The organism is Scytonema sp. UIC 10036 (genome assembly GCF_009725235.1).
This window is the reverse complement of the sequence record NZ_WJFC01000226.1, coordinates 1-21,105: the sequence shown is the minus strand read 5'-3', so window position 1 is coordinate 21,105 and position 21,105 is coordinate 1. Positions and strand designations below refer to the sequence as shown.

Here is a 21,105-nt window from a genome sequence, read left to right as displayed (position 1 = left end):
CCACCCTAACCCTCCCCTTATAAAGGGGAGCCACTGCGCCATCGCGGCTTTGCCGACTTGAAGCACGTGGCGTGAGGGAACTCAATTTCTCTTATTTCCCCCCTTTATAAGGGGGAGCCACTGCGCCATCGCGGGTTTCCCGACTTGTAGCAAGTGGCGTGGACTAAGGGGGGTAATCATGTGATTAAAATGACAGCTAACCACTTTTCAAACATCCTCTAATGTTGCTAATTTCTTTGCTAGACGATAACTGCGATTATCATAGAATTGTTAGTCTACCTAATTGTTAGTATAACATAGTAAAACTCTCCTCATGAAAATTTGGAAGGGACAACTAGGCGATCGCGTAAGTAAGATTATTTACCACTATTTACCCGCTTTGCGCTGGCGTAATTTTCGCCTGTTTTTTGGCGGACAGTTACTCTCAATGTCTGGGACATTTATGACCCAGCAGTTAACTATTCCTTGGCTGGTATACGATTTGACTAAATCAGCTTGGTTGTTAGGAGTTGCAGGGTTTGTGCAATTTTTACCTACCTTGTTACTAATTCCCTTTTCAGGGGTATTGTCCGATCGTTGGAGTCGTCGTGACTTGTTAATGGTAGTGCAGATAGTGGGAATTAGCGTTTCCTTCGCTTTAACGATTCTGACCTTTACGAATTGGATTACGTTTCCCATCTTATTGGTACTGAGTGTTCTCAATGGTATGCTCAAGGGATTAGATATGCCCGTGCGTCATACAATCGTCACTGAAACCGTAGACAATCGAGCTGATTTGAGTAATGCGATCGCCTTGAATTCAGTGATGTTAAGTTCCTCTTCGGTATTGGGACCAGCTATAGGCGGGATTTTGATTGGTACGCTAGGGGTGAAATATTGTTTTCTCTATGATACCCTCAGCTATATCCCTGCCATCTTTACCCTGCTAGCAATGCGGCTTCCAGTCAGAACCACACAGAACCTTACCAACCTGAACGATACTTTTGAGAAATTGCGGGAGGGCTTTGAATATGTCTCCAAATTCCAACCGATTAGAGCAATTTTATTAATACTGTCGTTACATGGTTTAGTCGGAATGTCTCATGTCGCGCTCATGCCCGTCTTCGCAGCGAAGATTTTAAATGGGGATGCAACTACGATGGCTCACCTTAGTACCTCAGCACCGATTGGCTCCTTGCTTGCTTGTTTGTATCTGAGTGTCAGGCGAGGGATTGCTGGCTTAGAGCGTTTGATTGTAGTCGCTCAAACCTTGATTGGGATAAGTTTGATCTCCTTCTCACTATCGCGTCAAGTTGGGCTGTCCATAATCATACTGGTGTTTATAGGCTGCTTTGTCATCCTCCTGATTACCAGTAGTAATATGATTATTCAAACCCTAGTTGCCGAGGATAAGCGCGGACGGGTAATGAGTTTTTATGCTCTAGCAATGGTAGGTACAATGCCCTTCGGGAATCTATTAGCTGGAACTTTGGCAGATAATTTTGGTGCGACTAATGCTTTGATTGTCTGTGGTAGTCTGAGTCTCTTAGGTGCGCTATGGTTCTCTACACAATTGCCAGCAGTGAGTCGTTGGATTGCTCGCTAAACATAAGCATTTACACTCAGATTTTAGTTGATTAACAATCCCCCTTGCTCTCGCAGGGCGGGCGATCGCATTGCATAATAGTCACGTATAAAAGTTTGATGAAACAATATGTACTGATTGTAGCTGCAGTACTCTTCCTTGTAACCCATACCTCGAATCTACAGGGTATCGCTTGAACTTGACTTAATAGATAGATCTGTCAGATAATTGACAGACTACTGACAATTCATGCCTATTCTCTAAGAAACAAGCCTTGAGATCTGAGAAAAAACGTATGTCGCAGTTCCTCCGTGGTCTAAAGACACACTGTTTCCCCTCTCCCGGAGGTTTTAGATGAATGATTTTGTGACTGGTGGATGCTTGTGCGGGTTCGTTAGATACGAGTACAGTGGTGAACTGGGATTAGCGAACTACTGCCATTGTAACGATTGCAGGAAAACCACAGGTAGCGCTTTTAATATTGGGATTAAAGTTGATGCACTGAACCTCCGTGTTGTCTCAGGTCACCTCAAGAGCTACACAAAAACTGCGGGTAGTGGCAACACAATCACTCGTGAATTTTGCCCGGAGTGCGGTTCGCCCTTATTTACTAGAGCCTTTGCTAAGCCAGAGTTTGTTTGGATCAAAGCAGGAAGCCTAGACGATCCAACACTAGTTAAACCAGCATATCAAATTTGGAGCGATCGCGCAGTGCCATGGGCTTATATTGATGCCGAACTGCCAAGCTTTCCAGGCAACCGTACTGTCGTAGAAACGAAAGACGCCCAACCGACAGTTTTAGGAGACAAACAAAAACAATGAAAGTAGAGACACAACGCCTCATTCTTAGAGAATTTCAACTAGAAGACTTTCAGCAGATCGCACCGATACTTGCCAACCCACAAGTCATGAAATTTTCTCTAACGGGTACCCTTTCACCTTTACAAACAAAGGAAAAAATAGCAAGCTTCATTGCTTCCTATACAAAATATGGTTTTGGTAAATGGGCTGTTATTTTCAAAGAAAGCAATGAGTTGATTGGCTATTGTGGGATAGCAGTTGAAGAAATTGATAATCAAGCAGAAAAAGAAATTGGCTATCGACTCGATCCAAGGTTTTGGGGTAGAGGTCTGGCAACGGAAGCGGCAACAGCAGCTTTGCGATATGGATTCGCTCAACTCAAACTCCCATATATTCTTGGTATTGTTGAAGGAGAGAATATGAAATCAGTAAGAGTTCTAAAGAAGTTAGGAATGATATATGAGAGAGACACTATATATCATGGAATCGAAATGAATGTGTATCGAGTCACTCAAAATGTCTATTTATAAAAAAGAAATGCGAGCAGAACTGGTTATTTTTGACTGTGACGGAGTATTGGTAGATAGTGAGGCATTAGGTAATCGCGTTCTTGTTGAATATGTGGCAGAGTTTGGACTGGCACTGGAACTTGAAGAAGCCATTTTGTTATTTAAAGGTTGCAAAATGGCTGATTGTGTTGCTGTCATTGAACAAAGGCTTGGGAGAAATATGCCACCAGATTTTGTTACTCAACTTCGTGCTCGGACTGCCGAGGTATTCGAGCGCGAACTTCGTCCTGTAGACGGGATAGACACGGCTTTAGACAAAATCGATTTACCTATTTGCGTTGCATCAAGTGGTCCGGTGGAAAAAATTAAGTTAGCACTGCGTCTCACTAACTTATTGCCTCGATTTGAAGGACGTATCTTTAGCTCCTATGAAATTGGAAGCTGGAAGCCAGCACCTGACTTATTCTTATATGCAGCTAAACATTTGGGATTTGAAGCTTCATCATGCACTGTTGTAGAAGATAGCATTTTGGGTGTGCGTGCAGGTGTTGCTGCAGGTATGAGAGTTTTAGGTTATATCGCTTGGAGTGAGAGGGATCTATTTGAGACCTTCAAAGTGCCTGTCTTCCACTCTATGTACCAACTGCCTTCTTTGGTGTCACAACAAAAATAGACTTATGCTTTCTTACGCTGTTCTTTTTGATTTAGATGGGACATTAACCGATCCCAAACTCGGTATCACTCGCTGCATTCAGTATGCTCTATCTGAAATGGGTTACAAACCACCTGATGGCGATCGCTTGCATTGGTGTATTGGTCCTCCACTAAAAAATAGTTTTTCACAGTTACTGAACACCTCAGAAGACAAGCTACTTGAGCAGGCAATTTCACTTTATCGCAGTCGCTTTTCCACAGTTGGGTTATTTGAAAATTCGCTTTATCCTCAAATTCCAGAAACCTTACAAACGATTCGCTCTGCTGGCTATAAAACTTTTGTTGCGACTTCAAAACCCTATATCTATGCTACGCGCATTATCGAGCATTTTTCCTTGTCGTCTTTGTTCGATGGCGTTTATGGTAGTGAACTAGATGGAACTCGAAGTGTCAAAGGTGATTTGATTCACCACATCTTACAGAAAGAGAACCTTTCTCCCTCTGCTACAGTTATGGTGGGCGACCGCTTTCACGATATCATTGGTGCAAAGCAACATAATATTGCTTCAATTGGCGTGACTTATGGTTATGGAACTGAACAGGAGTTAACGGTTAACGGTGCTGACTCGATCGCTCGTTCTCCAGATGATATCCCAATGCTGCTTAAGGATTTAAGATTAAAAATATTCTCCTAACAACTACTACAAAGCTGGGAAATGACGAACTATTTCCGTTCTAATATCGACTTAATGCCTCCTTATATCCCCAGCGAGCAGATCGAACCCAGTACCAAGATTATCAAACTCAACAGCAATGAGAACCCGTATCCTCCCTCTCCCAAAGTTACGGAAGTACTGCGGAATTTTGATGGGGAGTTATTGCGGCGATATCCAAATGCCTTTGCACAGGAGTTTCGACAAGCAGTAAGTCAAGCTTTAGGAGTTCCGGTTGATTGGATTATTGCTGGAAATGGAAGTGATGAACTGTTGAGCGTTGTGATGCGAGCTTGTGCAGAACCAGGGCGGAAGGTAGTCTATCCAGTGCCAACATATGTGCTGTACCGTACATTGACCCAAATACAAGCCGCAGAAATTGTAGAAATTCCTTACACTGAGGATTACCGTTTACCCCTTGAGGAACTAATTGCTGCGAATGGCTCTGTAACATTTATTGCATCTCCTAATAGCCCTTCCGGACATATGGTTCCTATAGAAGATCTCCGAAAACTTGCAACTCATTTATCAGGGATTTTAGCGCTTGATGAAGCCTATGTAGATTTTGCTGAAGGAAATGCATTAGATTTAACTCAAGAATTTGAAAATGTTATCTCTCTCCGAACCCTTTCCAAGGGTTACTCATTAGCAGGTATACGATTGGGATTTGCGATCGCAAACCCTAAGTTGCTCAGTGCGTTATATAAGGTGAAGGATAGCTATAACGTTGATGCGATCGCTTGTGCTGTTGGAGCAGCTGCAATCAATGACCAAACACATAAACATACTTGTATAGAAAAGATTAAAGCATCACGAAAAAAGCTAGCAAGTGAGTTGAAACAATTGGGCTTTCGTGTTTGGGATTCTCAAACAAATTTCTTGCTAGTGCAACCGAGGGCAGGAAATGCGGAGGAACTATTTCAAAGGTTAAAGGAACGCAAGATTTTGGTGCGTTATTTCAAACAGCCAAGATTGGATGATAAATTACGTATCACTATTGGTACTAATGAGCAAAATAAAATCCTCATAGAAACGCTGAGTTTTCTTGTTAAATATAATACTATTGATGAAAGTCACTAACTTGATTTGAAGAGCAGGCATTTTTTTGAAGAGTCCATATATGTATTTCAGTTAAAAAACTCTTGTCTTTTAGATAAGATTATGCAATTATCTAATAAACTACGGTAAATCAGTCAACTAATAGTAGTAATTATTGTTAGAGAATTAGGAATCATAAATGATTTGTGGAAAATTTTAACTCTGTGGGGTGGGCGATGTCCACCACATAAAGCTTTTGGTAAGCAATGCTGAAGGCTACTCCTCTCAAGGAGCTTATCTCGCGCACAGGGGTAACTCTCCTACATTTTCCTTAGCCTCTTTGCGTAACACAGAAAATTTTTACAAAGGTTGTACACAAGTAGTTTCAAAAAAGCAATGTCTGTAATAACAATGAAAAAACAACAAATTTTTAGCTTCCTCTCTACAGTTACTGCTAGCTTACTTTTAGCAGTTAGTGTTCGATTGACAAGTCCCTCTATTGTAGTAGCACAACCAAGCAACAACTTAACTATCTCTGCTGCCGGTAGCTTAAAAGATGCGCTGGAAGAAATTAAAACGCTCTATCAACAAACTCAACCCAATATCAATATTACTTATAACTTTGGAGCTTCAGGTGCATTAGTTAAACAAATTGAGGAGGGTAAACCATCTGATATTGTTATTGCTACTGGTAAAAAGCAAGTAGATGGTTTAGAGGAAAAAGGGCTGCTAGTTCCAAAAACGCGGAGTATCTTGGCAGATAACCGTTTAGTTTTGATAGTACCTAAGAATAATTCTGTTGGTATTAGGAGTTTCTATACCTTGGCAAACTCTAAGGTTAAGAAAATTGCAATTGGAGACCCTAAAAGTGTTCCTGCGGGTCAATACGCACAAGATGTATTTAAAAAATTAGGCATCCTCGATAAAGTCAAGCCTAAATTCGTTTATGAAAAAAATGCCACTCAAGTCTTAGCATCAGTAGAAAATGGTAATGCTGATGCAGGTCTCGGTTATTCCACTGATGCAAAAAGCTCTGACAAAGTAAAAGTTGCTGTTGCTACTGACGGAAAATATTATTCTCCCATTATTTATCCTCTGGCAATACTCAAAAGCAGTCAAAATGTCGAAGCTGCCAAAGGATTTGTCAAGTTTTTATCTAGTGACCAAGCTAAGGGTGTACTCAAAAAATATGGATTTATTGTGAAATAATCCTAGGCTTCAGGCAAGAGTTCTTATACAATGGCTATTGGCAAAAAGTAGAAAATCCAGTAACCAACTGTATTGATTCTTAAATCGAGGAACAATCAACAAATGACAACTACCGCATTGATTATTGGCGCTGGTAGTGGACTCAGTGCGTCCTTAGCCCGCCTGTTTGCAGCCGAAGGGATAAAAGTTGCTTTAGCAGCACGGCGAATTGATAAGCTCAGTGCGCTATCTCAAGACATTGGAGCTATTAGTTTTGCCTGTGATGCTTCTAAACCGGATGAAGTCAACCAACTCTTTAGTGATGTCGAACAAAAGTTGGGAACACCAACGGTAGTTGTTTATAATCCTAGCTTGCGAATTGCGGCTCCACTCATTGAACTCGAGCCAATTGACGTAGCTAAATCTTTAGAGATTACAGCATATGGAGGTTTCTTAGTAGCACAGGCGGCGGCGAAACGTATGCTGGCTTTGGGTGGAGGAGCTATTTTCTTTACAGGTGCTTCCGCTAGCGTTAAAGGTTATCCTCGGTCTGCACCTTTTGCCATGGGTAAATTTGCCTTACGAGGTTTAGCTCAAAGTATTGCTCGTGAATTAGCTCCTCAAAACATCCATGTGGCGCATTTTATCATTGATGGCTCAATTCGTTCTGATACACGTCAGGAACCAGATGACAAACCTGATAGCTTGCTCGATCCCGATGCAATTGCTCAAACTTATCTCAACATTCTGCGCCAGCCTCGCAATGCTTGGACATGGGAAGTCGAATTGCGACCTTGGGTTGAGCGATTTTAATGAAGGCGTTCTACCCTGTGGTCCTCAATTATTTTTGCAGTGCCTGCTGAAAGGTTTTGATGGCATCCACATGATTCACTATATTGATGCAACGTAACAACAAATCCAGATCGATCCCTTTCACCTCCTCACTACTGGAAACCTTTTCATAGTGAAGCGCGTTGCCCTCACCCCGCAGGTGATAGATTTCTAACACACCATCTTCCCAGAACCACACTTCCTTTATCTTCAGCCGCTTGTATGCCTCCAGTTTATCGATACCGCCACTGGTAAACACGACCTCGATCGCCAAATCGGGGCGCACTCGACTAGGAGCAAGTTTATAGGATTCATCCGCCTCTCGCTTGACAGCACCTGCTTCACTTTCTAAAGTCATTGAGCCAGTTGGGGTAAAGTCAAACCCTGCCATAAGCAAATACAATTCTACCAATGCAGCTATTCTCTTCTTAACGGTTTCGTGAGGTTCTCCTGGCATTCTTCGTATCTCCAAAACACCATCCAAGAAAGAGAGTCGATATCCTGGGCGGTCTAACAATTGCTCAACTGCTTTGAACTCTCTCCAGGTCAGTTCCTCAAACAAAAGGGGTAATTCTTTTCTGGGTGTTGCGATCGTTGCTTGCGTCATTTAAGTTTGCAGTCTGTTTCTAGATTAGAAATAATCAGGTTTGGAGGGCAATGTTTTCATCTTAACTTCTTTATTAGAGAACGACTTAACTGTCTTCTCAACTGCCCCAATCCATTTTTTGTAACATATTTTACAGCACTGTTTGACGTAACTCCGGAAAAACTTTAGACACCTTACTTAACAAATAATCCCCGTAAGTTCCGCGAAAGGCATGAACGCTAGCCCGATCCCAACGTTCGTTTTTATCATCGCTCGCCATGACTCCTTTAAGTTCAATTGGTTTTACTTCCACATGAAAATTAGGGTCAAAGAAGAATGGGAACGACAGACGATCGCGTCCCGACAAATTCAATACGCGATGCGGTGTCGAACGATACAGCCCTCGCGTCATGCGATCGAGCATATCTCCAATATTGCATACAAATGAGTTAGGGATAGGTGGCGCATCTACCCAGCCAGACTTCGACTTGACTTGCAATCCACCTGCATTATCCTGCTTGAGTATAGTTAATACACCATAATCAGTATGTTCCCCTACGCCCCACTGACGTTTATCCTCAGAGAGTGACGGATTGGGAGGATAGTTAAAAATACGAAATAATATCAGTGGATCTTTTGTATAGCGATCGCTAAAGTAAGATTCTTCTAATTCAAGGCTAAGAGCAATACCAGCCATCAAGCTATGCCCTAGTTTAGTCATGGCTTCCATATACTCAAGCACAGTTTCGCCCAATTGCGGAACACTTGATGGAAAAAGGTTACGACCGTGCATTGGGGTATTAGCTTTGACAAGCGGATGGTTTTCCTCACGTTCTGCACCAAAATATATACCTTCTTTCAGATCTGGCTTACCTGATGTCAATTCGCCTCCCACAGGAAAATATCCCCGCCATGCTCTACCACCAACATTCATGCCAATCTCTAGTTTAGTTTCCAGATCCAGTTCAAAGAACTGTCGGCTCTTGTGTTCCAGACGTTGCTGTAGTCCTTCATCAACTCCATGCCCAATAATGTAGAAGAAACCACACTCACGGCACGCTTGTCCAATCTGAGTAGCTACTGTGTAATTATCGGCAGATCCAGAGACTAGCGCACTGACATCAATGATAGGAACTTGGGAACACTCTTTTTCTACTGATTGCTGCATTGCGATCGAAAAGTACCGGGTCAAAAAGTACCACTTCAATTATAAGGAAAACGGCTGAAAACCCCGAAGTGAAACCAACAAATTTAAAAAGATTGTTTGTTTAAACCCCTGCATCCGCCGAGGATAAAAGCCGCAGGTAGCATCGACGGCTGCATTTACTTTCGCTATTCTTTCTGTTGTGCAATATGCCGCTTCACCTCTTCGAGGTTCCCCAGAAGTGAGTGGGAGAAACCCCCAACACCTTGCTGGCTCACAGTTTCCGTAGAAATATTGCCAGCAGTCGAAACAAAATAGGTTGGAGTCCACAATGTAGGGAGTTTAAGTAATTCAGGGAACTCTTGACGCAAGAAATGAGATCCTCTCCCCTTAATTCTACTTATAATTAAAGATGGATTGTCAGTAGGTTTTGCGTTGATCAATAGGTAAACGTGGTCGGGCATAATTTCCATAGCGATGATTCGCCACCTATTCTCATTACAAACATCGCATATAACTTGCTCTAGTCTTTCTGCGATTGGACCAACTAAGACTTTCTTTCGGCGCTTGGGAATAAAAACAAAGTGGTAGTTAAGTAACGAGACAGCGTTTCCTTCGTACCTGTAATCGTCAGGAGAAAATTTAGCCATATTTTAAATTGTCAAATTGTCTATTCATATTGTATATTCAAGTACAAAAATCAACTGTAGTTGATTTCATCGCAGTTTTCACCTAAATGAACTACACCATATGTAAGGGTGCGGCGGGCTTGCGCCCTTACGGCTGTGGTCTCTACCTTCAGGTCGGGGAAAAGTCCAATTCCTTAAGTTTGTAGAAAAATACTTGCTCTAAAAGGGCAAGTGTGGCAAACTGACCTTAAAGTACGATAATTCGATTGAATAACCGTACTTTAATTGCGGCTGAACGGGTAATTTTTGGATAGGTGGGAAGGATAGACAGTAAAAGTTATCCCCCTACCTTTCCTATCTTTACTTTGCTAGAAACATTCACAACTGTTAGCGGTTGGAGTTTTTACAAATGGTTGCAAACATTCCCACCTATCACCCCACTCTGTTTCAAGGTGCTGCTTGGTATTACGCTCGCTATCGGTCAAAGTATCCGCAAGATTTATTTGATTTGCTTGCACAGCGCTTTCAACTGAATGGTAGAGGACGGCTTCTGGATCTTGGTTGTGGGGCAGGATTGATTGCTATTCCCTAAATTTCTCACACGTAATTTAGTGAGCATAAGGCATAAATCCTACGCCTTATGCCCTATGCCCCATACCCTATGCCCTAATTTACTAGCTCAATCGAAGCGTACATTCTAAAATCAATTTTTGATTGACTTGGGAGTAGGGCTGAATTTCTAAAGCAAGACGAAATGCTTTAATCGCTTCAGAATACTGTCCGAGCGCCGCGTAACACAAGCCCATACCATGAAGTGCGCCAAAATGGACGGGGTTGAGCTGAACAACCATCTGACAATCTGCTAGAGATTTTTGGTACTGACCGTTGATGTAGTAAAGAAAACCACGGCGATTCCAAGCTTCTGCAAAATCTGGTTGATCGTGAATAAGTTCTGTGAGAATTGTTTCGGCTTGAGTCATTTCTCCTGCATCTACTAGCTGTTGGCTGCGTTCGATGACTTCTAGCCCGTGAATCCCCTTTTGCTGAAACCAAATCCGCCACAGCTTTTTGGTTGCTTCGTCGCGGACTGTCTCATCGGAATTTTTCAAGTCGTCAAGTAGGTAATTGATAAATAAAGAATCCATGAATTCGCGGTCAGTGATAGTAGCTTTAGGATCAAATTTCGCACATTATTATCTAATTAGTCACCCTTGAAGTCACCGGAAGGATAAAGTGTAAAATAATATTTCTCTGGAGAAATTCGTGAAATTCTACGAAATTCTACAGAGAATAGCAGTTTTTCCCCCTTTGTCCTTTATCCTTCATGCTTTTCTGTGGTGTCCAATACGATATAATGGCGAATTCCATCTTTAGCGTTATTAGCGATTGGTCAATAGTATCTCACATTTTCTCGATGAGAATGTGTTGCTAGTTATTGATAAATCGTTCATAACTTAAGAATCGATCGCAAAAACACGAAAACTAACGACTATGCCAAAGCAAAATAGCATCTACAGGCATATTGTTCTCACTTCGCATCCCAGTCGCTTTGGTCCCAAACCAATTCCTATCAAGTGGGGAGAAGTCGATCCCATGCAACGGGGTCCGGTGGTAGCTACGCTAACTCAGCAAGCACACCGTAACGTCATTGGTACCCATTCTGGTGGTTATGCGGTGTACAGGGCATTAGCAGTGGCAAGCGGAGCGCTTCAATCAGATCACAGGGCAGATCTCACTAACACGTCTCCAGTGGAGGGGATTGGACCGCATCCAAGCTGGTTCGATCCAGATAAGATTGTGTCTCTTGACCCATTTGGGGCAAATGTTGGTGATGTCTTTACATCTTACTACGAACAGGGATATGATATACGTCCAACAATTGCTATCACCAAGGCTCACATCAACATACCCGAACTACAAGAAGCCGTCGCTAGTGGACGCTTGCAAGTTGATGGCAAAATTATGAAATCCAATGGCGATTTAGTTGTGACTAAAGCAGCAATTGAGCCAGTTTGGTATCTACCGGGAATTGCCAAGCGTTTCCACATTTCAGAGGGAGAATTGCGACGCGCCTTATTTGAACAAACGGGGGGTATGTTCCCAGAATTGGTGACGCGTTCCGACCTGGAGGTCTTTTTACCACCGATTGGAGGTATTACTGTATACATTGTAGGGGATGTAGCTGCGATCGATGACCCCAGTAAACCCTTAGCAGTTAGAGTACACGATGAGTGCAATGGTTCTGACGTGTTTGGGTCAGACATTTGTACCTGTCGTCCTTATTTAGTACACGGCATAGAAGTCTGCATACAAACAGCTCAAGAAGGCGGGACTGGTATCATTGTTTACTGTCGCAAGGAAGGACGCGCTTTGGGAGAAGTGACAAAATTTCTGGTATACAATGCTCGCAAGCGTCAAGAAGGGGGCGATCGCGCTGATGCCTACTTCAGCCGAACTGAGTGTGTGGCGGGTGTTCAAGATATGCGCTTTCAAGAACTGATGCCGGATGTGTTGCACTGGTTGGGTGTGACTCGTATTGACCGCTTGGTGTCAATGAGTAATATGAAATACAACGCTATCACTCAGTCAGGAATTGAGGTGGTGGAACGAGTTCCTATTCCAGAAGAACTGATTCCTCAAGATGCGCGAGTAGAAATAGAAGCAAAGAAAGCGGCTGGTTATTATACCACATCTGAGGTATTGGATGCGGATGCTTTGGCATCTGTTCAGGGGCGTTCTTTGGAAGGCTAGGGGGTAGGGGGTAGGGAGTAGGGGGTAGGGGTAGAGAGTAGGAAATTCCAAGCTCCTAACCCTAACCCCTAACCCTTTCCCCTAATCCCAGTAATTTAGGGTGTATCGCTAGGAAGGGAAAATGGAGAGAAAAACCGCAGAGGCGCTGAGGTCACAGAGAGAAGATGGGAGGGCGTTGGTTGCTTATTTGCGATCGCCTAGTGCTATTCGAGAACGTTGCGGGCAGTTATACAAACTGGCTGTTGAAGGTAATTCGCGTTATTTTAATTGCGATTTGTCTCGATTGGAACGGGTGGCTGATTATACGATTGGGGTGATGCGGGAGGAATATCCGGATTTAGAAATTCCTTTTCACAGCCGTTGGCGACATTTTGAGGCAGGGGGCGTACCTCGTTTGTCAATTTTGGATGAGCGGTTAGCAGGGCTGAAGCCTTTAGAGAAAGCGATCGCCAAGTTTGATTTGGCAATTATTAGTGTTTTACTGGATGCAGGAGCCGGAGAAAGTTGGTATTACGATGAGCCGGAAACTCAACTGCGTTTTAAGCGTTCTGAAGGGTTAGCAGTTGCTAGTTTTCAAATGTTTTGTGCAGGAACTTTTGCAAGCGGTGGTCACACAACGCCTTTGCAAGTGAATGCTGCTCGGTTGCAGGCATTAACTGAAGGGGAATTAGCACAAGGGTTTGCTGTTAGTGCAGAAAACCCTCTTTTGGGAATGAATGGGCGTTTGAAGTTATTGCAGAAATTAGGTCGTTCCCTGATTTCTTCACCCGATCTATTTGGAGAACAAGATCCCCGTCCGGGTAATCTGGTACGATATTTAATGACAAAAACTTTTAATAATCAGTTAGATGCGGTAACAGTATTGGGTGCAGTTCTGGAAGGATTAAGTAATATTTGGTCTGGACGAGTAGAAGTTGCTGGTATTAATTTGGGGGATGTCTGGTTTCACCCGGATGTCGTTGATGATGGTTTAGTACCATTTCACAAACTTTCTCAATGGTTAACCTATTCCTTGTTGGAACCTTTAGAAGAACTCGGTTTAGAAATCACTGGCTTGGATGCCCTCACTGGATTGGCAGAATATCGCAATGGAGGATTATGCCTTGACTTAGGGCTGATAAATGTTAAAAATCAAGATATTTTGCTAAAATCTCATCCAGTTTCTTCGGAAGCGATCGTCGAATGGCGTGCTCTGACTTTGATACTTTTAGATTCCATTGCTGCCACAATTCGCGAAAAGTTGGGCATGAATTCTGAAGAATTGCCACTCGTAAAAATTTTGCAAGGTGGAACTTGGACTGCAGGGCGAAGAATTGCTGCCGAACTCCGAAAGGGTGCTACTCCTCCCATCCAAATAGAAAGTGATGGCACTGTGTTTTAACTGTCATTGGTCAAGTGTCATTGGTCATTTGTTATTGGTCATTTGTTTGTAACTTGTGACCATTGCCCAATCGCCAATCCCCAATCGCCAATCCCCAATCGCCAATCCCCAATCCTCAATATGCACGATCAAGTCACAATCATTAATCATCCATTAATTCAGCACAAACTGACGTTAATGCGTAAAGCTGAAACGAGTACGGCAAAATTTCGATCTCTTCTGAAAGAAATTAGCTTGTTGTTAGCTTATGAAGTCACTCGCGATTTGCCCTTAAAGGATGAATTCATTAAAACACCTCTAGGACCAATGAATGCACCAGTCCTTGCACCGGAGAAAAAACTGGTGATTGTTTCTATCCAACGCGCAGGTCAGGGAATTTTAGATGGAATGTTAGAACTGATGCCTACCGCAAGAGTTGGGCATATCGGGTTGTATCGTGACCCCAAAACCTTAATTCCCATTGAGTACTATTTCAAGGTTCCTCAAGATGTGGACAAACGAGATGTGTTGGTGGTCGATCCGATGCTGGCTACTGGTAATACAGCAGTGGCAGCTGTTGAACGGCTAAAATCAACCAATCCATTATCTATTAAGTTTGTTTGCATACTCGCTGCACCGGAAGGTTTGAAACATTTTACTGAGTTTCATCCAGATGTACCTATTTATACTGTGGCAGTAGATGAGTATCTGGATGAGCAGGGGTACATCATACCGGGCTTGGGAGATGCGGGAGATAGATTATTTGGTACGAAGTAGCAGGGCTGATGGCTAATTGCTCATGGCTAATTGCTCATGGCTAATTTTCAAACGCAATTATTAATGTAGGGTGGGCTAAAGCCCACCATATTAAGCTTTTATATGGCCTAAAACTGAATAGAACCCGTTACAAATGACAAATGGTAACTTTTTGTAGCGCTTGCCCTGAGAACTGCTATATAGACTAAACAAGTAGTTCATCAAATTTTAGTCATTTTCGTAAAATTACGACTACCTCAAATAAATAAAAACAGCTAATCTATTAATATTTAAGCAGCTGCAAAACAAGAAGGCTGCTTTGTTACGGGAAGCGAAAGAATGAGAGACTGGATCAAAAGAACGGTAATCTGTATCTTGTTATTGTGCAGCCTCTTGTTAGAGGGTAACTATGCAGGGGCTAACCAACTTTCTAGTGTTTATGTGCAGCAATTGAACACAATGCCAGGTGCTGAGATGTTGGCTAGTACTGACAATACGCTAAAAGAGGTTAAAAAAGAAGATTTTCGGCAATATCGCGAGATAATAAAGAACGCGGAAAAGATAGAGGGTCTCTTTACGCTGTATCGCCATCAAGATTCCGAGCGAACATACTTGGAAATTAAAGCGGAACAGCTAGAGAAAAACTTTTTAGGTATAGTCACACTAGAGTCAGGTATTGGAGAAAGCGGTATTTACAGTGGGTTGCCTTTACAGGATTTTCTTTTTTACTTCCGTCACATAAACAACAATTTACACTTTGTTATTCGGAATGTTAAATTCCGTACAGAATCAAATGAACCAGAAATGCGATCGCTGGCTCGTTCTTTCAGCGATTCAGTTCTTTACTCGCTTCAAATAGTTTGTATCGACCCATACAGTAAAAATATTCTTGTTAGTCTAAATGACCTCCTCATACAGGATTTTCCTGGCTTAACTTCTTTACTGAAATATTCTTTGCAAGCAGATTACCATTTGGAAGAAAACAGGTCTTATTTTGGCAATATTAATAGCTTTCCTGAAAACGTAGAAATTGATTCCATTTATGGTTTTTCATCGCCAGAAGGTGCATATTTAGTTACCGTACCCGATAGTAGAGCACTGAGTTTGAAAGTGCATTATAGTTTTTCGCAATTACCTGAAAATAACGGCTATGTTCCCAGACTGGCTGATGATAGAGTAGGATATTTTATTACTGCTTTCCAAGACTTCTCTAAAAATCAAGGAAAAGAGCCGTTTGTACGTTACATCAATCGCTGGCATCTGGAGCCATCTGATAGTAGCGCTCAAATCTCGCCACCGAAAAAGCCGATAGTGTTTTGGATTGAAAATGCAGTGCCTTTGGAGTATCGCTCGGCGATCGCTGAAGGCATTTTGATGTGGAACAAGGCTTTTGAAAAAGCTGGATTCCAAAATGCTCTTGAAGTACGGCAAATGCCAGATCGTGCTGAGTGGCATCCTGCTGATGTACGCTACAACACCATTCGCTGGTTTAATTCCCTAGATGCGGGTTTTGCTAGAGGACCAGTACGCGTGAATTCATTTACTGGCGAAATATTGGACGCAGATATCATTGTCGATGCAACTATGATACGTTCCATTCAGCAAGAGTATCGCGCCTTGATGGACGCAAATTCATCACTTGTTGATGGTTATATTTCTCAGTCTGAAGATGTTGCTTGTCACAAACCTCCCCAACTTCCCCTTGAAAACAGGGCTGGTTACAAAGTTCCTCAACCCCTGTTAGAAAAGGTTTCTGCGTCAGAATATCTATTTGTTAACTCTAACGATCGCTCTTCCCAACATAACATTACCAAAGGTTTGGATGACTTTTGCTACGGAAGGGAGTCTTCTTTTCAAGCATCCATGGGGGCGCTAGCACTGTCACTGGTACAAAATACAGTTCCAAGTAGCGACCAAATGCAAAACTACGTCCATCAATATGTACGTTCACTTATTGCTCATGAAGTTGGTCACACTCTCGGTTTGCGCCATAACTTTCACGGTAGCACAATGTTATCTCCTCAAGAACTCAATAACACTGAAGTGACTCATACTAAAGGTTTGGTTGGTTCGGTGATGGATTACCTACCGGTAAACATCGCACCTCAAGGAACGGAACAAGGTGATTATTTTCCCGCAGTTATTGGTCCTTATGATGAATGGGCAATTGAATACGGTTATAAAAGATACCCAGATTTAAGTTCTGAAGCAATAACTCCTTTTGCTGAAAAAGCTTTTTTGGAGCAAATTGCTGTGGCGTCGCCTCAACCGGAATTATCTTATGCAACTGATGAAGATATCTGGGATATTAATCCTCTTGCTAATGTCTGGGACATAAGTAATGATGTGCTGCTTTATTCTCAATGGCAAATGGATAATGCTCGTGTAATGTTACAGCGTTTGGATCGGCGATACCCATTGCAAGGAGAGAGCTACAGTGACTTGCGCCTATTGTTTAATAAAGTGCTTAAGTACTATTTTCGGAATGCTACTTTACTCACTCAGTACATTGGCGGGCAATCATTTGGGCGTCACCATGCCAGTGATAATAATATTCAATGGACCTTTGTACCAGTTTCTTTGGAAAAACAGCGCCAAGCATTGACAGAATTACAAGAATATGTATTTTCAGAGGACGCTTTCAACTTTTCACCCCAACTCCTCAATCAGCTTGCACCATCACGCTGGCAACACTGGGGACACCCCATCCCCGTCTCACGTCTTGATTATCCAATTCACGAACGGATTTTGCATTTTCAAAGTGGAGTGTTGCGATCGCTCTTAGATGGCGAACGTCTCAATCGATTGCGAGATATAGAATTGAAAACTCCGTCCGGGCAAGTGTTAACAATACCGGAACTGTTCGATACCCTGCAAAATGGCATTTGGACAGAAGTGTTAAATGTAAGGGAAGTAAAACCAATTTCTAGCATTCGCCGTGCTTTACAACGAGAACATCTTAATATACTGCTAGCAATGGTATTGCGAACTGTTAATGTCCCTGAAGATGGTCGTACAATTGCTTGGTATAAATTGCGACAATTGCAAAAAGCTGTTGAATCTAGTTTACAGCAACAAGGTGAAAAGCTTGATATTTATACACTGGCTCATTTAGAGGAAACTTGCGATCGCATTTACAAAGCACTCAATGCACGATTGCTGTCTTATTAAAAATTGCCTTAGTTTTCGGTGCTACCGCAATTTTGTTTAAGTCTGAAACCCCTCGCCCGCCAATAGCAGTTCCAAGATAACGTCCGTCGCCATGAGTTGGGATAAACCAAAGAAGATGCATGATACTTATTTATGTTCTGCACAATACTTTATACTAATCTACGGCATATCAGTAATTTGACCGTAGTAAATTTTTAATTTTAAGATTTATAACAGTTGTTTTGAGTTTTTACAGTTTAAGCGGAATGCCAAGCGCTCAATATGTAGATAATTCATAACAAATTCAGCAAAACACTTATACAAAAAGTCACAAAACACACATTTTTTTGAGATAGTCTTACATAAAGGCTCACATAGCGTCTACGTATTCGCACAGAAATAGATTCTTCAGGCGAACCTTCGCTAAATATAGTCTTTAGTGGCTACTCACTGGCATTAACGTGCATTTTTATATTGAAAACGTACATACATAAGTATCAAAATTTACATAAATTCAAGATGTTTGCATACACAGATCCAACAGGTTCCGATTTTCTTAAACGCCAAAATGCCCTAGAAGTATATAGAACTGACATCGATCGATTTTATAAGCGTTCTGCTTTCAGACTGAATTCTGCTTTTACATTGCTAGAAGCGTTTGAAGGACTCACGAACGCAACAGGGCTTGAGGTTGAAACAATTAATTGGATTGCGTTTCCCAAACTCGCGAATAGACCATTTGAGGTCATTGATAGTGATAGATTTAATCTGCAAGACGAATACGTTGAATGGCGTACTGAGGTTCAGGATGGAAAGGTCACGCGAGTTACGTTTACTACTGAGTTTCCTGAGTATTACGAAGCTTTAGCTCAAGTCAGTGTTGATGCTCTGATAGCAGGAATTCAAGATACGATTCCAGAAGCAAATCCCACGCTTGAGGAGTTATTTGGTCTGGGATTCGATCCTATATCTGCTTCTCCGCGAAGACGTGCCGAGCAATTTCGCAGGCACTTGAGACAAAATCCTTGGAACAACGGACAGAAAGGAATTCTTTGTCTAACTCAAACGAATAATACAGTAGAAGCATTGTTCGGCTTAGTAGAGCCTTGTGCAATCTCGCGATTGGACATTCCCGCATCAGCAATTTGCGGGCAAACTGCTTGCGTCCCTGGACGTAACTCAGATCCAGCTATTTGCCAAGCCTCTCAAAACTTAGCCCGCAGCAATCGTGGTTTAAGCTTGCAAGATCCAGTAGGCATTAAAATGTCTAGGCTGGAAGGTATTTGGAAAATCAACGGTCAAGAAATCGATATTAATAACCCAAATGAAAATCAAGGTGCTTGGGTTATCAGCCGCAACGGTCGCTGTGCTGTTCTTGATGTCACTAAAGGGGTCACGATTGAAAACACAACTATTACTACTGGAGCACAAGTCGCAGCGCAATTAACAGTTGGGGCATCTGTCATTGCAGCGCCAGAATCAGTGCTTCCCGATTGGGCTGCAACTGGAGAAGAATCTTCACGGTTAATTGGTCAAGTTTAGGAGCATATGAACAATGCGTAAATTTATCACAACAGCGATCGCATTCGTATTTTGTTTTTTCATCTTTACAAAGCTAGCCTTTGCTCAAGCGGCACCAGTTCCTCTAGCGCTAGAACAAAGTAGGGATGGGGCAAGAGTGCAGCAAATAGCTTCAAGTACCTTAGCTTCTTTAGGCGATCCACTTTTTAATCTTGTTTTAAAAGAGCGTGCAGATGTCACAAATCTAGCTGAACTAGAAAATTTAATTAAAGGTCAGCAAGGGCAAGAGCGAACTTTCGTTGTAGATGAAACGATTGTTGATACTCGTCCAATAGTAGACGCTCAACCAACAACTAGACGAGCCATACTGACTTTTACTGGTAACAACCAAGGCGAAAGGTTGGATCGAAACGTTATGCTCTCTGTATTTTTTAATTCCGAGAACTTCCCGGATGTACAATCGATTGAGGCTTTAGGTTGGGATAGTCAGCGAGGTCGCTACAACTACTACAAGCTCGACCAACAAGGAACTCCAGGAAGATTATCTTGGAAATTTCGTAACTCATCTGTTCAAGCCGATTTACTGCAACCCGCTCAACGTAGTGGAACCTGTTTGCAATGCCACATTAACGGTGCGCCAGTGATGAAAGAACTGGCTTTCCCTTGGAATAATTGGCACTCATTTGCATTTAATGCCAATTACTTAAGGTTGGATTGGAAGGCTGGTACTAATTCTAGAATTACCCAAAATTTAACTGGTGCTGAAGTCTTGGAAGTCAACTTTATTCGCCCCGCAATTAATCAATTTAATGAAAAAAGAATTGAGGAAAGTATTGCTCGCAATAATGATGGTAGCCCAATTACTAATGCTGATGGAAGTCAACAAGTTATTCAAGGAAAACGCCTTTTACGTCCTCTCTTTGAAACCACAGAATTTAATTTAATCAGTAGCAATCAACAAGTTGGAAACTTGCATCCTTTTTCAAGTAATCCTACACCTGGACCTTTTGCTGATGTCCAAATTCCCAATACTTTCTTTCTTAACGCCAATTTAATCGGTGGTAATACATCTTCGATTTCACAAAGCTTAGGTATTGGAGAAAGTTTGGGCTTTAGTAACATAGCTAGGGTAAAACCTGAAGAATACAGACAGTTATTAGTGCAGTCTGGAGTCAAGTTAGATGGAAAGCCAGGAGATGCGAATTTTGCTTGGTTTGTACCAGAAGCTAGTCATGTTGATAACAGTGCGATCGCTCAACTTATGAACAGAGGAGTTGTGACTCCTGAGTTTGTCGCTGCTGTTATGGCTGTTGATTTGGAAACCCCTGTCTTTTCAGAAAAAAGACAAGAATTATTGCAGTTTCTTCCCGAACAATTTAGTTTTCAACCGCTACAGTCAGGTACAAATCCCCTTAATGTCAAACGGTTTCCAGACGATTTAACTCAAAAAGTCATTGCTGCTATAGAACAAACTAACCCATCAAGCGATTCAACTGCTGCTGAATTCTTAACCCTGCTTAAAAATGACAATCTCTTGCAAGTTCTTAAGGAACGGGTTCAAGCCTATACTAACAGTATCGATCAAAAGTTAAACAAAAACGACCAAGCAACGCGCCAAGCTGAACTCAAGCGGCTTTATGATTTAGCAATTGCCAGAAGAAGAGCGGTGATTAGCGATCCAGTTTTGGCGGCGATAAATGAAACAGGAAATGCTCTTCTCCCAGTTCCTGATATTGGAATAGCATCCACAGTGAGCAGTAACCAGTAATCAGTGACCAGTTGAAGACCGCGTTTGTCATTCAAATAGGACTGATATACAGCGCTTTGTATCTGAATGAGGTACACCCCCCTTTCATCCCCCCTTGCTAAGGGGGGACAGAGGGGGGTAATTTTTGTACCTCACCAAGTTG

At 42.2% G+C, this 21,105-nt stretch carries 20 protein-coding genes; 15 read left to right on the top strand and 5 right to left on the bottom strand.

Annotated features, from left to right (window positions below):
* Positions 1-313: 313 nt before the first annotated feature.
* The 8 genes from F7734_RS52285 (at position 314) to F7734_RS52250 (ending at position 7,280) form a co-directional block, all read left to right on the top strand.
* Positions 314-1,585, top strand: a complete 1,272-nt coding sequence (locus tag F7734_RS52285; RefSeq protein ID WP_155752157.1) for an MFS transporter — start codon at positions 314-316, stop codon at positions 1,583-1,585.
* Between the two features lie 333 nt (positions 1,586-1,918).
* On the top strand, positions 1,919-2,386 hold the full coding sequence (locus F7734_RS52280; protein WP_155752156.1) for a GFA family protein: 468 nt from the start codon (positions 1,919-1,921) through the stop codon (positions 2,384-2,386).
* Positions 2,383-2,895, top strand: a complete 513-nt coding sequence (locus F7734_RS52275; protein WP_155752155.1) for a GNAT family N-acetyltransferase — start codon at positions 2,383-2,385, stop codon at positions 2,893-2,895. Before F7734_RS52280 ends, F7734_RS52275 begins: the two co-directional genes overlap by 4 nt.
* Positions 2,882-3,547 carry an HAD-IA family hydrolase gene (locus tag F7734_RS52270; protein WP_207714418.1) on the top strand — a complete coding sequence of 222 codons (666 nt, stop codon included), beginning with the start codon at positions 2,882-2,884 and terminating at the stop codon, positions 3,545-3,547. The genes F7734_RS52275 and F7734_RS52270 overlap by 14 nt, the downstream gene beginning before the upstream one ends.
* 4 nt (positions 3,548-3,551) lie before the next feature.
* A complete protein-coding gene (locus tag F7734_RS52265; RefSeq protein ID WP_155752154.1) occupies positions 3,552-4,223 on the top strand; it encodes an HAD family hydrolase in 672 nt (223 codons plus the stop codon).
* A gap of 21 nt (positions 4,224-4,244) precedes the next feature.
* A complete protein-coding gene (gene hisC, locus F7734_RS52260) occupies positions 4,245-5,321 on the top strand; it encodes a histidinol-phosphate transaminase (RefSeq protein WP_155752153.1) in 1,077 nt (358 codons plus the stop codon).
* A 369-nt stretch (positions 5,322-5,690) separates the two neighbouring features.
* A complete protein-coding gene (gene modA, locus F7734_RS52255) occupies positions 5,691-6,488 on the top strand; it encodes a molybdate ABC transporter substrate-binding protein (protein WP_155752152.1) in 798 nt (265 codons plus the stop codon).
* A gap of 102 nt (positions 6,489-6,590) precedes the next feature.
* On the top strand, positions 6,591-7,280 hold the full coding sequence (locus tag F7734_RS52250; RefSeq protein WP_155752151.1) for an SDR family NAD(P)-dependent oxidoreductase: 690 nt from the start codon (positions 6,591-6,593) through the stop codon (positions 7,278-7,280).
* A gap of 28 nt (positions 7,281-7,308) precedes the next feature.
* Here the strand turns inward: F7734_RS52250 and F7734_RS52245 are convergent, their stop codons facing one another.
* From F7734_RS52245 to tnpA, 3 genes are all read right to left on the bottom strand, one after another.
* Positions 7,309-7,905 (bottom strand): Uma2 family endonuclease, encoded by a 597-nt coding sequence (locus tag F7734_RS52245; RefSeq protein WP_155752150.1) that lies wholly within the window; start codon positions 7,903-7,905, stop codon positions 7,309-7,311.
* Positions 7,906-8,035: 130 nt separating this feature from the next.
* Positions 8,036-9,076 (bottom strand): 2-oxoglutarate and iron-dependent oxygenase domain-containing protein, encoded by a 1,041-nt coding sequence (locus tag F7734_RS52240; RefSeq protein ID WP_243147547.1) that lies wholly within the window; start codon positions 9,074-9,076, stop codon positions 8,036-8,038.
* 140 nt (positions 9,077-9,216) lie between these two features.
* Positions 9,217-9,678 carry an IS200/IS605 family transposase gene (gene tnpA / locus F7734_RS52235; RefSeq protein ID WP_243147546.1) on the bottom strand — a complete coding sequence of 154 codons (462 nt, stop codon included), beginning with the start codon at positions 9,676-9,678 and terminating at the stop codon, positions 9,217-9,219.
* A gap of 388 nt (positions 9,679-10,066) precedes the next feature.
* Between tnpA and F7734_RS52230 the strand changes: the two genes are divergently transcribed.
* The gene (locus tag F7734_RS52230; protein ID WP_207714417.1) at positions 10,067-10,249 is read left to right on the top strand and encodes a hypothetical protein; all 183 of its coding nucleotides are present in this window, start codon (positions 10,067-10,069) and stop codon (positions 10,247-10,249) included.
* An 82-nt stretch (positions 10,250-10,331) separates the two neighbouring features.
* On the opposite strand, the gene F7734_RS52225 is transcribed toward F7734_RS52230, so the two are convergent.
* The gene (locus F7734_RS52225) at positions 10,332-10,802 is read right to left on the bottom strand and encodes a tetratricopeptide repeat protein (RefSeq protein ID WP_155752149.1); all 471 of its coding nucleotides are present in this window, start codon (positions 10,800-10,802) and stop codon (positions 10,332-10,334) included.
* A 346-nt stretch (positions 10,803-11,148) separates the two neighbouring features.
* Between F7734_RS52225 and F7734_RS52220 the strand changes: the two genes are divergently transcribed.
* Positions 11,149-12,408, top strand: coding sequence for a GTP cyclohydrolase II (locus F7734_RS52220; RefSeq protein ID WP_155752148.1), 1,260 nt, complete (start codon positions 11,149-11,151; stop codon positions 12,406-12,408).
* Between the two features lie 121 nt (positions 12,409-12,529).
* Positions 12,530-13,789: a URC4/urg3 family protein gene (locus tag F7734_RS52215; RefSeq protein WP_155752147.1), complete on the top strand. Its 1,260-nt coding sequence runs from the start codon at positions 12,530-12,532 to the stop codon at positions 13,787-13,789.
* Positions 13,790-13,813: 24 nt separating this feature from the next.
* Here F7734_RS52215 and F7734_RS65840 read toward each other — a convergent pair whose 3' ends face one another.
* A complete protein-coding gene (locus F7734_RS65840; RefSeq protein WP_279239868.1) occupies positions 13,814-13,939 on the bottom strand; it encodes a hypothetical protein in 126 nt (41 codons plus the stop codon).
* On the opposite strand from F7734_RS65840, the gene upp reads away from it, so the two are divergent.
* The 4 genes from upp (at position 13,910) to F7734_RS52190 (ending at position 20,963) form a co-directional block, all read left to right on the top strand.
* Positions 13,910-14,545: a uracil phosphoribosyltransferase gene (gene upp, locus F7734_RS52210; protein ID WP_155752146.1), complete on the top strand. Its 636-nt coding sequence runs from the start codon at positions 13,910-13,912 to the stop codon at positions 14,543-14,545. The genes F7734_RS65840 and upp overlap by 30 nt on opposite strands.
* 318 nt (positions 14,546-14,863) lie before the next feature.
* Complete coding sequence (locus tag F7734_RS52205) at positions 14,864-17,695, top strand: zinc-dependent metalloprotease (protein ID WP_155752145.1); 2,832 nt, start codon at positions 14,864-14,866, stop codon at positions 17,693-17,695.
* A 498-nt stretch (positions 17,696-18,193) separates the two neighbouring features.
* Positions 18,194-19,216 carry a hypothetical protein gene (locus F7734_RS52195; protein ID WP_155752143.1) on the top strand — a complete coding sequence of 341 codons (1,023 nt, stop codon included), beginning with the start codon at positions 18,194-18,196 and terminating at the stop codon, positions 19,214-19,216.
* 13 nt (positions 19,217-19,229) lie between these two features.
* Positions 19,230-20,963, top strand: coding sequence for a hypothetical protein (locus F7734_RS52190; protein WP_155752142.1), 1,734 nt, complete (start codon positions 19,230-19,232; stop codon positions 20,961-20,963).
* The last annotated feature ends 142 nt before the right edge of the window (positions 20,964-21,105 follow it).

Coding starts and splice junctions, on each gene's coding strand:
- F7734_RS52285 (WP_155752157.1), top strand. CDS start 314: ATGAAAATTTGGAAGGGACAACTAGGCGATCGCGTAAGTAAGATTATT.
- F7734_RS52280 (WP_155752156.1), top strand. CDS start 1,919: ATGAATGATTTTGTGACTGGTGGATGCTTGTGCGGGTTCGTTAGATAC.
- F7734_RS52275 (WP_155752155.1), top strand. CDS start 2,383: ATGAAAGTAGAGACACAACGCCTCATTCTTAGAGAATTTCAACTAGAA.
- F7734_RS52270 (WP_207714418.1), top strand. CDS start 2,882: ATGTCTATTTATAAAAAAGAAATGCGAGCAGAACTGGTTATTTTTGAC.
- F7734_RS52265 (WP_155752154.1), top strand. CDS start 3,552: ATGCTTTCTTACGCTGTTCTTTTTGATTTAGATGGGACATTAACCGAT.
- hisC (WP_155752153.1), top strand. CDS start 4,245: ATGACGAACTATTTCCGTTCTAATATCGACTTAATGCCTCCTTATATC.
- modA (WP_155752152.1), top strand. CDS start 5,691: ATGAAAAAACAACAAATTTTTAGCTTCCTCTCTACAGTTACTGCTAGC.
- F7734_RS52250 (WP_155752151.1), top strand. CDS start 6,591: ATGACAACTACCGCATTGATTATTGGCGCTGGTAGTGGACTCAGTGCG.
- F7734_RS52245 (WP_155752150.1), bottom strand. CDS start 7,905: ATGACGCAAGCAACGATCGCAACACCCAGAAAAGAATTACCCCTTTTG.
- tnpA (WP_243147546.1), bottom strand. CDS start 9,678: ATGGCTAAATTTTCTCCTGACGATTACAGGTACGAAGGAAACGCTGTC.
- F7734_RS52230 (WP_207714417.1), top strand. CDS start 10,067: ATGGTTGCAAACATTCCCACCTATCACCCCACTCTGTTTCAAGGTGCT.
- F7734_RS52225 (WP_155752149.1), bottom strand. CDS start 10,802: ATGGATTCTTTATTTATCAATTACCTACTTGACGACTTGAAAAATTCC.
- F7734_RS52220 (WP_155752148.1), top strand. CDS start 11,149: ATGCCAAAGCAAAATAGCATCTACAGGCATATTGTTCTCACTTCGCAT.
- F7734_RS52215 (WP_155752147.1), top strand. CDS start 12,530: ATGGAGAGAAAAACCGCAGAGGCGCTGAGGTCACAGAGAGAAGATGGG.
- upp (WP_155752146.1), top strand. CDS start 13,910: ATGCACGATCAAGTCACAATCATTAATCATCCATTAATTCAGCACAAA.
- F7734_RS65840 (WP_279239868.1), bottom strand. CDS start 13,939: ATGATTAATGATTGTGACTTGATCGTGCATATTGAGGATTGGGGATTG.
- F7734_RS52205 (WP_155752145.1), top strand. CDS start 14,864: ATGAGAGACTGGATCAAAAGAACGGTAATCTGTATCTTGTTATTGTGC.
- F7734_RS52195 (WP_155752143.1), top strand. CDS start 18,194: ATGTTTGCATACACAGATCCAACAGGTTCCGATTTTCTTAAACGCCAA.
- F7734_RS52190 (WP_155752142.1), top strand. CDS start 19,230: ATGCGTAAATTTATCACAACAGCGATCGCATTCGTATTTTGTTTTTTC.